This is a genomic window from Mesorhizobium sp. M7A.F.Ca.CA.002.15.2.1 (assembly GCF_003998715.1).
In the GTDB taxonomy this organism is placed as follows: domain Bacteria; phylum Pseudomonadota; class Alphaproteobacteria; order Rhizobiales; family Rhizobiaceae; genus Mesorhizobium; species Mesorhizobium ciceri.
The window spans coordinates 1-10,997 of record NZ_RZPI01000111.1 but is presented as its reverse complement, the minus strand read 5'-3'; the positions used below and the strand labels follow the sequence as shown (position 1 = coordinate 10,997).

Sequence of the window (10,997 nt, the reverse complement as noted above, 5' to 3'; positions counted from 1 at the left end):
TCGATATGGTCCGGCCTGTTCCGGATTTCGGCCGAATCCGGCCAAACCCTGCAGGCGCAGATCCGCCAGGCCATCGTAGCCGCCATTCTCGACCGCCAGATCGCCGCTTCGATGCCGCTCCCTTCCTGCCGCATCCTGGCCGAAAAACTCGGCGTCGCGCGCGGAACCGTGGTGCTGGCGTTCCAGCAGCTCGTCGACCAGGGTTTCCTGGTGGCGCGCGAGCGGCGTGGCCATTTCGTCAATCCCGATGTGCTGGCGACACCGGCCAAGCCGCACCAGAAGGCGCCCGACCAGGCCAATGAGATCGACTGGAAGGCACGCCGCAAGATCGCCGCAAGCGACATGCCGCCGCCGGCCAAGCACGAGAACTGGATCAAGTCGTCCTATCCTTTCGTCTACGGGCAGTTCGACCCGGCGCTGTTCCCGACCGCTGAATGGCGCGAGTGCAACCGCATGGCGCTTGCCGTGCTGGAAATCCGCAACTGGGCATCCGATATGGTCGACCGTGACGATCCGCTGCTGATCGAGCAGATCCAGGCGCGGCTCCTGCCCCGGCGCGGCATCTTCGCCAATCCCGACGAGATCATCGTCACGCTGGGCGCCCAGAACGCGCTCTACATGCTGGCGACGCTGCTGATGTCCAAGGGCTCCAAGGTGGCGATGGAGGACCCCGGTTACCCCGACGCGCGCTCGATCTTCCGCCTTGCGGGCGCAGAGATACAGCCGGTGCCGGTCGACCAGTCCGGCATCGTAACTGCTTCTATTCCCAATGATTCCGGCTTCGTCTTCGTCACGCCCAGCCATCATTGCCCGACCATGGTGCCGTTGTCGGCGGAACGGCGGCAGGATCTTCTGGCGCGCGCCAACCGCTACAACCAGATCATCATCGAGGACGGCTATGACAGCCAGCTTCTCGACGAGGCACCGCAGCAAGCGCTGAAGAGCCTCGATCGTTCCGGCCGCGTGGTCTATGTCGGCTCGATGTCCAAGACGCTGGCTCCCGGCCTGCGGCTCGGCTACATCGTGGCGTCTGCCGGACTGATCGCGGAGCTCCGGGCGCTGCGCCGCTTCATGCTGCGTCATCCGCCGGCCAACAATCAGCGCGCCGTCGCACTGTTCCTGTCGCTCGGCCACCACGAGGCGCTGGTGCGGCGGCTGTCGTCAGCCTTCGACGAGCGGCGCAAGCGGCTGGTCCATGCGATTTCCGCCTTCCTGCCGGAATGGCGCTCGACCGATTCGGCCGGCGGTACGTCGCTGTGGCTCGAAGGGCCGCGCGGCACCGATTCGCGCGGGCTTGCCGAGGCAGCGGCCTCGCGCAGCGTCATCATCGAGCCAGGCGACCGCTTCTTCGATCGCACTGAAAAGCCTTCGCGTTTCATGCGGCTGGGCATCTCGTCGATCGCGCTACAGCACATCGAGCCAGGCATCCGCGAACTGGCCACGGCCGCCGGACGCAGACCCGCGGCCGCCTGATCCATCATCGACCTCTCGTGACCGGAGCCGCTCGCAGCGGCTCCGGTATTTTAGTTCTGGCACATGGAACTGAGCCAGCTGGCCCATAGGATGGGCCAGTGCCGGCGGCATAGTCGGCGTCATCAGGGGAAGAAGCAGGCCGATGGTGGACCAACCGCCACGAGTTCCTGCCGACGAAGTTGGAGTGCTTCCATGCCAGTGGCTGTCGAACAGCAGGACACGCCGGCGAACCGTCGTCCACAACGCTCCGGTCTTCGCGAAACAGGACATGCCATGCGATCATCTCCCCTGGTGGAGGATGCCAGACCACAGCACAAGGCCATCGAGGGCGGCGGCTACGGGCCGCTTCGCGGGGATGACCGCGAGCGTATCCACGAAGGCGTGCTGACGCTTCTGGAGACAGTGGGTTTCGCCAACGCCATTCCTTCCTGCATAAAGGTGCTGACCAAGGTGGGGGCGATCCATGGCGACGATGGCCGGGTCCGCTTTCCGCGCGCGCTCGTGCTCGACACCATCAAGCGGGCGGCACGACATTTCACGCTTCATGGCCAGGACCCCAGGCACGACATGGTGGTCCAGGGCAAGCGCGTGCACTACGGCACGGCAGGCATCGCCGTGCACCTGGTGGATCTGGAGAAGCGTGAGTACCGCGAATCCAAGCTGCAGGATATTTATGATGCCGCCCGCATCGTCGACGGGCTGGACAACATTCATTTCTTCCAGCGGCCGATGGTGGCGCGCGACATCGCCGATCCGCTCGAGATGGATTTCAACACGCTTTATGCCTGTGTGATGGGAACATCGAAGCACGTCGGAACATCCTTCACGGTGCGTGAGAACGTGAAGCCTGCACTTGAAATGCTGTACGCCATCGCCGGAGGCGAGGAGAATTTCCGCGCCCGGCCATTCGTTTCCAACTCCAATTCATTCGTCGTGCCGCCGATGAGGTTCGCCGAGGATGCCTGCGGCGTGCTCGAGGCCTGCGTCGAAGGCGGCATCCCGATCCTGCTGCTGTCGACCGGCCAGTCGGGCACGACGGCACCCGCCGCGATGGCCGGCGCCGTCGTGCAGGCAGTGGCCGAAGTGCTGGCCGGCCTGGTCTATGTCAACGCGCTCAAGCCCGGCCATCCGGCGATCTTCGGCGCATGGCCGTTCATGTCCGACCTGCGCACCGGCGCCATGGCCGGCGGGTCGGCCGAGCAGTCGGTGGCAACGGCGGCCTGTGCCCAGATGGCGCAATTCTACGACCTGCCCGGTGGCTCCGCCGCCGGCATGACGGATTCGAAATTGCCCGATATTCAGTCCGGCTACGAAAAGGGCATCACCAATGTGATGGCCGGCCTCTCCGGCCTCAACCTCGTCTATGAGGCGGCCGGCATGCATGCCTCGCTGCTCGGCTTCTGCCTGGAGAGCCTGGTCATCGACAACGACATGCTCGGTCATTGCCTGGGCTGCGCGCGTGGCATCGACGTGACTGACGAGGCCCTGTCGATCGACAGCATCGCGGAGGTCTGCCTCAAGGGTCCAGGCCACTATCTCGACAACGAACAAACGCTCAAGCTGATGCAGACCGAGCACTTCTATCCTGCCCTCGGCGATCGTTCCTCGCCGAAGGAATGGAACGAAAAAGGCCGGCCTGATATATTGCTGCGTGCGATCACCGAGAAGAAGCGCATTCTTGCCGAACGATTTCCGCGCCATGTGCCAAAACAGGTCGACGACAGATTGCGTGCCCGTTTCGGCAACCTGATCCACCTGCCGCGCACGCATATGGGCGGCTGACCGGAGACAAGTCTCGTGCAGCCATACAGCCATACACGACCAACCATCGGGCAGAACGACAAATGAGTGTGCATCCTATCCAGCAAGCCCCCACCGACGGCGACGCGATCGATCGGCTGGTGGCATCTCATCGGCCAGGCCACGGCCTGGTGCGTGCCTTCTATCATGACCCGGCGATCTTCGAGCGCGACATGGAACGGGTCTTTCGCCGCCACTGGCATTGCCTGGCCCACGCCAGCGTTATCCCGAACCCCGGCGATTTCGAGCTGTTCAAACTGGGCGACGAGGCGGTCATCCTGACACGCGGCATGGATGGCACCGTGCATGCCATGCTCAACGTCTGTCGCCACCGCGGCGCCGAGGTCTGCACCAAGCAGAAGGGCAACGCGAAGATGTTCGTGTGCCCCTACCACGCCTGGGCCTATTCCAATGACGGATCGTTGCGCGCTGCCCGCCTGATGCCAAAGGATTTCGACCGCACGGCGCACGGGCTGAAGAAGCTTCATGTCCGCGTCGCATCCGGTCTGGTCTTCATTTCCTTCGCCGAGACGCCGCTCGATTTCGATCCGATCGAACAGTCGCTGCGAACGAGCTGCGGCCAGTATGGCTGGGGCGACGCCAAGGTTGCGTATCGTCAGTCCTATCCGCTCGACGCCAACTGGAAGCTCGCCGTCGAGAACTATGTCGAATGTTACCATTGCGGGCCGGCGCATCCGGAATATTCGCAGACGCATGCGCTGGAAAAGCCGGCAGAAATGATCGAGCAGCTCAATGCGGCGATGGAGCAACGCACCTGCGCGCTCGGCATCGAGATCGGCAGCGCCAACCGCTGGCAGAACTCGGCGGCCGGCCAGGAAGCAATCCACACCTTCCGCTATGCGCTCTATGACGGCGTTTCGAGCGGCAGCCAGGATGGATCGCCGGTGGCCCCGCTGATGGGACGCTTCTCCGACTATGACGGTGGCGTCACTTCCATCCATCTCGGCGGCACGACCTTCCTCGTATGCTATCCCGATCACGGCATGATCTACCGCTTCATCCCGAAAACGGCTGGCACCTGCGAGATGGAGCTGATCTGGCTGGTGCGCGGCGACGCGGTCGAGGGCCAGGATTACGATCTGGAGAAGCTGACCTGGCTGTGGAAGATCACCACCGAAGAGGACAAGAAGATCATCGAGCACACCGCGCGCGGCGTGCGCTCGCACTATTTCGTGCCCGGACCTATCGCGCCGATGGAATACAACGAACTGCGCTACATCGGCTGGTATCTCGAGGAGATCAGCCGGGCCTGAACGGCTCGGCTGCCTTAGAGCATTCACCGTTTCACGGAAACGGCGATCTGCTCTAACTCTTTGTTTTGACGCAATTCTAGACGGAAAACCGCTCACACTTTTCCTAGAATTGCTCTAGGAGAATCAGGCAGATCTTGCCTTTCGCGTCATTCCGCGCTGAGCCCGTATCGGTCGACGACTTCGGGGTTGATGAGCTTGGCATGCAGCGTCATCAGCACGATCTGCGCGTCGAGGCTGTCACCGGCTTCAAGCGCCGCCTCGATGCGGCGCTCGGCTCCCAGCGTCCGCTCATGGCCATTGGCTTGCTCGAAGGTTTCGGGACCCGCGATGCAATAGCTGCATAATTGTGCCACCGACGCATAGGTGCCCGGTGGCGGCTCGTCGGGCCAGCGATCCTTCATGAGATTGACGAGGGTAAGCTTCACGCCCTCCGGCACAAGGGCTGGATGCAGATCGGCGCCGCGCAATGCATCGTCGAGCTGCCTCAAGTCGCCCGAACGGCCGAACACTCCGAGGAAGCCGAGGGAAGATCGCCGTCCGGCCATGATGTTTCCTTCCATTTCCAGCCCACTTAGGTGGTGGGCAAGCGGATTGCAAAGGCGGTGCTGTCTAACCAGCCGCCGCCAGCAAGATCCCTGCAAGGGCGGATAGCGCGAGTGTCGGCAGCATGCCGACTTTCAGCTTCAGGATGGCGACCATGGCGGCCACGGAAAGCAAGGCCGCGCGCCAGTCGATCGACGAAGGCACCGGCACGTTCATGCCAAGGCCCGTTGCGTGCACCTCACGGAAGATGACGTGCAAGGCAAACCATAGGGCCAGATTCATAATTACCCCGACAACGGCGGCGGTGATCGCGCCCAGTGCGGCCGACAGTGCCTTGTTGCCGCGCAAGGCCTCGATGTAGGGCGCACCGAGGAATATCCAGAAGAAGCAAGGCGTGAACGTCACCCACAGAGTGAGCAAAGCCCCCAGCGATCCGGCAACCAACGGGTCCAGCGAGCCGGAATGGCGGAACGCGGCGATGAAGCCGACGAACTGCAGCACCAGGATGAGCGGCCCTGGCGTGGTTTCGGCGAGCCCAAGGCCATCGACCATTTCACCCGGCACCAGCCAGCCGAAGGACTGGACGGCTGCCTGTGCGACATAAGCGAGGACCGCATAGGCGCCACCGAAGGTGACGACAGCCATGAGACTGAAGAACCGGCCTATCTCGGTCCAGACGCTTGCAGAGCCGGTGAACCACCAGATCAAAAGAACAGGCCCGAGCCAGAGCGGCAGCCAGATCGCGACGGTGCGCGGTGCATGCCATCTGGTCGGTTTGACATGGGCCAGTTCGCCACGCTCGAACATCAGGTCGACCGCTCCCTTGAAGTCGGCAACATCGTCCTTGCCATGGGCCGAGCCGAAAAACAGGGCGGGAGCAATGCGATCCCCCAGCCATCCCGTCAGGCCGGCTAGCAGGACGATGAGCGGAAAGGGCACATTCAACGCATAGATGGCGATGAACGCCGCGACCGCGATCGACACCATGACCCGGTTCTTGAGGGCACGCCGGCTGATCCGGACCACCGCCTCGACGACAATGGCAAGCACAGCCGCCTTGACCCCGAAAAACAGCGCCGCGACAAGCGGCACGTCGCCATAGAGGACGTAGAGGCTGCTCAAGGCGAGCATGACGAGCGCGCCCGGCAAGACGAACAGGATGCCGGCGACAAGGCCGCCGGCCGTCCTGTGCAGCAGCCAACCGATGTAGATGGCGAGTTGCTGGGCTTCCGGGCCAGGCAGCAGCATGCAGTAGTTCAGCGCGTGCAGGAAACGCCGCTCACCGATCCAGCGCCGCTCCTCGACCAGTTCCTTGTGCATCAGCGCGATCTGCCCGGCCGGACCGCCAAAGCTGAGCAATCCGATTTTCGCCCAGACCTTCACGGCCTCGGTGAAGGTCGGTGCAGCCGGCACCGGGACGGTTCCCGCCTTATTGTCCGGGACAAGAGCGGTCACGACGGCTTACCCGCAGCCGGCCAGTTGTGCGTTTCTTCGGTGGCGTCGCGACACCAGCGGAAGAACGCGTCGTAGAGCAGCATGCCTGCTTCCAGTTGTTCCAGATCGTCGCGGTACATACGCGACAGACCAAGCGAGGCAGCCAGAAAGCCGGCCGCCTGAGGCACCAGGTCAAGGCTTGCAGTGTCGGCCGCCCGCACGATTGCAGCGAGGCGATCGAGCGCCGCGGATTCCAGCCCGAACTCCTCGATCATCGTGTCGAAGGTGCAGCGCTCGCCGCGATGGCTCCAAAACACATTGTCGATGTCGAACGGCACGGCCTGAAAGCGGTCGGCAACAGCCAACACTTCAGCGGGTTCGACGAACAGGAACACCGCGTCGGGGTCGACGAAACGCCGGATCAGCCACGGGCAAGCGATGCGGTCGACCTTCGGGCGCGATCGCGTCACCCAGACGTTGGCGCCCTTTTCATTGCGTGGCGACATCTTGGCGGTGCGGGCCAAAAGCCCTCCGGCATCGCGCCAGGCCTCAAACCCGCCTTCGAGAGATTCAGCTGATATCCCCTCATGGCGCAGCCATGCGGCCACGCCTTGCGAGAGCTTTTGCCCCCTCTGGCAAACGACGGCCACCGGCTTGCCGGCGAACGTGGCCGCCCAGGTTGAAACGGTTTTGAAATCGCGACGGCACGACGCCGGCAACAGCCGCGGATCGGCGTCGAAATCTTCATCTATGCGAACATCGACAACGACTGGGGCGCCCGGCAGACCTATGAGCCGGGACAATTGCGGTACGGTGATAGCGGTTGTTGACGGCATGGCGTCCACCTCCTGAAAAGAGAAGCTTGGACGCGAACGTTGGGCTGACGCCTCACGGGGTCGTCGCGATGCACCCCTTGTCATGATGGTGGATTTGTTGGGCGCGCTTGTCAAGGACGGTGGCCGTTCTCGACCTACCCGGCCGCGATGCAACACGCTGACCGGAAAACCGACGGCGGCCTGATTTGATCAAGCCGCCATCCGTCGATCCAGAATCAATGATTGTCCCTGGGGACACCGCTGGTGTGCGCGACATCCTGGTATTTCACCGCCGGCTTCAGCACCATTCCCTCCGAAAACTGCGCGACCATACCGCGCTGGATCTCCTGCCAGGGCGTCTGGTGCTCGGGATAGTGGAAGCCGCCATTGTTCTGCAGTTCGGCGCGGCGCCGGGTGATCTCGTCGTCGGTGACGAGGATGTCGGCCGTGCCCTTGCGCAAGTCGATGCGGACCCGGTCGCCCGTCTTGAGCAGCGCCAGTCCGCCGCCGATCGCCGCTTCCGGCGAGGCGTTGAGGATCGACGGCGAACCCGACGTGCCCGACTGGCGGCCGTCCCCGATGCAGGCGAGCGCGTGGATGCCCTTCTTGATGAGATAGGCCGGCGGCTGCATGTTGACGACCTCGGCACCGCCGGGATAGCCGACCGGGCCGGCGCCGCGCATGAACAGGATGGTGTGTTCGTCGATGCCTTGCGCCGGGTCGTCGATGCGGGCGTGGTAATCCTCCGGCCCGTCGAAAACCATGGCGTTGCCTTCGAAAGCCTCGGGATCCCTAGGATTGGACAGATAGCGCTCGCGAAACTCGGGCGAGATGCCGCTGGTCTTCATGATCGCCGAATCGAACAGATTGCCCCTGAGGTTGATGAAGCCGGCATTGGCCTTCAGCGGCTTGGCGACAGAGCGGATGACGTCGGGGTTTTCGTTGGCGACGCCCTCGCTATTCTCGCCGATCGACTTGCCGTTGACGGTGCGTGCGCCGGGATGCGGCAACAGGTCGCCCTTCATCAGTTCGGCAATGACCGCCGGCACGCCGCCGGCATGATGGTAGTCCTCGCCAAGATATTCGCCCGTCGGCTGCAAATTGACCAGCAGCGGCACATTGAGGCCGACCGTCTGCCAGTCGTCATTGTCGAGCTTGACACCAAGGTGGCGGGCGATGGCATTGAGGTGGATCGGCGCGTTGGTCGAGCCGCCAATGGCCGAATTGACGACGATGGCGTTCTCGAAAGCCTCTCTCGTCATGATGTCGGACGGCTTCAGATCCTCATGCACCATCTCGACGATGCGTTTTCCGGTCTCATAGGAAATCTGGCCACGCTCGCGGTAGGGCGCGGGAATGGCGGCCGAGCCCGGCAACTGCATGCCAAGCGCCTCGGCCAGCGAGTTCATCGTGGTGGCGGTGCCCATGGTGTTGCAATAGCCGGTGGACGGCGCCGACGAGGCGACGATGTCCATGAACTCGTCATAATCGATCTCGCCGGCCGACAGGCGCTGGCGTGATTCCCAGACGATGGTACCGGAGCCGGTGCGCTTGCCCTTGTGCCAGCCATTGAGCATCGGCCCGACCGACAGCGCGATCGCCGGAATGTTGACGGTGGCCGCTGCCATCAGCAGCGCCGGCGTCGTCTTGTCGCAACCGATGGTCAGCACGACGCCATCGAGCGGGTAGCCGTAAAGCACCTCGACCAGGCTGAGATAGGCAAGGTTGCGGTCGAGCGCTGCGGTCGGGCGCTTGCCGGTCTCCTGGATCGGATGGCAGGGGAACTCGAACGGAATACCGCCCATCGAGACGATGCCTTCGCGCACACGCTTGGCCAGTTCGATATGATGACGGTTGCAGGGCGACAGATCCGAGCCGGTCTGGGCGATGCCGATCAGCGGCTTGCCGGACATCAGTTCGGCGCGCGTCAGGCCGTAATTGAGATAGCGCTCGAGATAGAGAGCCGTCATGCCCGGATTGTCGGGATTGTCGAACCACTCCTGCGAGCGAAATTTTTTCTTATGGGTGGGGGCGCCTGCCATCATGGTCTCCGTATTTGTAAGACAAATCGATATGGCAACGCGCGGGAGCAGGCAAGAGGGCGTGCGGTCGCAACCGGACTTTGGTGCGATAGACACGCACCAAGCCGTGCGTTACGGGTTCGGACAGTCTTGTCCGGGAGGTTTTCATGGCTTTGGTGATCGAAGGCGAGGAGCGCATTGCCGCACCGCTGCAAAAAGTGTGGGAAGCGCTGAACGATCCCGAGGTCTTGAAGGCGACCATTCCCGGTTGCCAGAGCCTGGAGATGAAGTCGCCGACCGAGATGGCGGCAACCGTGGTGGTGAAGATCGGACCGATCAAGGCGACGTTCAACGGCGAAGTGACGCTGAAGAACCTGAAGCCGCCGCACTCCTACACCATCCAGGGCGAAGGCAAGGGCGGCATTGCAGGCTTCGCCAAGGGTGGCGCCGACGTGACGCTGACGGCAGATGGACCCGACGCCACGATATTGAACTACGCGGCCAAGGCCGATGTCGGCGGCAAGATCGCCCAACTCGGCAGCCGGCTGATCGAATCGACCTCGAAGAAACTGGCCGGACAGTTTTTTTCCAGCTTCGGCGAGAAGGTCGGCGCGGCCTAGGCTGCAGAGCGGCGGCTACCGAACAAGCTACTCGAAAACAATACTCGGCACCGCCGCTGCCGCAGCACCACGCTCTTCGTTAACCCGGTCCCAGACCTTCGAGGCGATGTCGCGGTAGATTTTCGCCTCGGCGCCGTCGGGCTTGGAGACGACAACCGGCGTGCCGGCATCCGAGCTTTCGCGAATGCCCATCTCGAGTGGCACCTCGCCGAGGAAGGTGACGCCAAGGCGCTCGGCCTCGCGCCGCGCCCCGCCATGACCGAAGATGTCGTAGCGCTTGCCGGTGTCCGGGGCGATGAAATAGCTCATGTTCTCGACGATGCCGAGCAGCGGCACGTCGACCTTCTTGAACATGTTGAGGCCTTTTCGCGCGTCGATCAGGGCCAGGTCCTGCGGCGTCGAGACGATGACGGCGCCAGCCAGCGGCACCTGTTGGGCCATGGTCAGTTGCGCGTCGCCGGTGCCGGGCGGCATGTCGACGACGAGCACGTCGAGCCGACCCCATTCGACTTCACGCAGCATCTGCGTCAGTGCCGACATCACCATCGGGCCACGCCAGATCATCGGCGTTTCCTCGTCGACGAGGAAACCCATCGACATCACCTTCAGGCCGTAATTCTCCATCGGTTTCAGGATCTTGCCGTCGACGGTCTGCGGCCGGCCGTGGATGTTGAGCAGCCTTGGCATGGACGGGCCGTAGATGTCGGCATCGAGCACGCCGACGCGCAGGCCGTTGGCGGCGAGGCCGAGCGCGATGTTGACGGCGGTGGTCGACTTGCCGACGCCGCCTTTGCCGGAAGCAACGGCAATGATCGCTTCGATACCGGGCACGCCACGCTTGCCCGAGCTGTGCGAGGCCGGCGCGTGCGGAGCCGCACGCGGCGCGGCGGCAGCGGGCGCAGCCGGCGGAACGGGCCTGGGTGCGGGGCGCGATGGAACCGGCGCCTCCATGCCGCCGCCCCTCTTCTCCGCCGTCAGCGCGACGACGGCGCCGGCGACACCGGGGATCGCCTTGAC

General features: G+C 63.6%; 9 protein-coding genes. 4 read left to right on the top strand and 5 right to left on the bottom strand.

Annotated elements, in window-relative coordinates; genetic code table 11:
• The 3 genes from ENZ74_RS09385 to ENZ74_RS09375 form a co-directional block, all read left to right on the top strand.
• Positions 1–1,473 (top strand): PLP-dependent aminotransferase family protein (locus tag ENZ74_RS09385; protein ID WP_206522270.1); only part of this gene is annotated, 1,473 nt, incomplete at its 5' end.
• 192 nt (positions 1,474–1,665) lie between these two features.
• A complete protein-coding gene (locus ENZ74_RS09380) occupies positions 1,666–3,255 on the top strand; it encodes a trimethylamine methyltransferase family protein (protein WP_027161820.1) in 1,590 nt (529 codons plus the stop codon).
• Positions 3,256–3,317: 62 nt separating this feature from the next.
• The gene (locus tag ENZ74_RS09375; RefSeq protein WP_063169932.1) at positions 3,318–4,547 is read left to right on the top strand and encodes an aromatic ring-hydroxylating dioxygenase subunit alpha; all 1,230 of its coding nucleotides are present in this window, start codon (positions 3,318–3,320) and stop codon (positions 4,545–4,547) included.
• Between the two features lie 146 nt (positions 4,548–4,693).
• Here ENZ74_RS09375 and ENZ74_RS09370 read toward each other — a convergent pair whose 3' ends face one another.
• From ENZ74_RS09370 to ENZ74_RS09355, 4 genes are all read right to left on the bottom strand, one after another.
• Positions 4,694–5,092 carry a hypothetical protein gene (locus ENZ74_RS09370; protein ID WP_082826722.1) on the bottom strand — a complete coding sequence of 133 codons (399 nt, stop codon included), beginning with the start codon at positions 5,090–5,092 and terminating at the stop codon, positions 4,694–4,696.
• A 64-nt stretch (positions 5,093–5,156) separates the two neighbouring features.
• Positions 5,157–6,545, bottom strand: coding sequence for a chromate efflux transporter (gene chrA / locus ENZ74_RS09365; RefSeq protein WP_063169930.1), 1,389 nt, complete (start codon positions 6,543–6,545; stop codon positions 5,157–5,159).
• Complete coding sequence (locus tag ENZ74_RS09360) at positions 6,542–7,360, bottom strand: chromate resistance protein ChrB domain-containing protein (protein ID WP_063169929.1); 819 nt, start codon at positions 7,358–7,360, stop codon at positions 6,542–6,544. Before ENZ74_RS09360 ends, chrA begins: the two co-directional genes overlap by 4 nt.
• A 215-nt stretch (positions 7,361–7,575) precedes the next feature.
• On the bottom strand, positions 7,576–9,381 hold the full coding sequence (locus ENZ74_RS09355; protein WP_013528004.1) for an IlvD/Edd family dehydratase: 1,806 nt from the start codon (positions 9,379–9,381) through the stop codon (positions 7,576–7,578).
• 146 nt (positions 9,382–9,527) lie between these two features.
• Between ENZ74_RS09355 and ENZ74_RS09350 the strand changes: the two genes are divergently transcribed.
• Positions 9,528–9,980 (top strand): carbon monoxide dehydrogenase subunit G, encoded by a 453-nt coding sequence (locus ENZ74_RS09350; RefSeq protein ID WP_013528005.1) that lies wholly within the window; start codon positions 9,528–9,530, stop codon positions 9,978–9,980.
• A 27-nt stretch (positions 9,981–10,007) separates the two neighbouring features.
• Here ENZ74_RS09350 and ENZ74_RS09345 read toward each other — a convergent pair.
• A partial coding sequence (locus ENZ74_RS09345) for an Mrp/NBP35 family ATP-binding protein (protein ID WP_164760979.1) occupies positions 10,008–10,997 on the bottom strand: 990 nt, incomplete at its 5' end.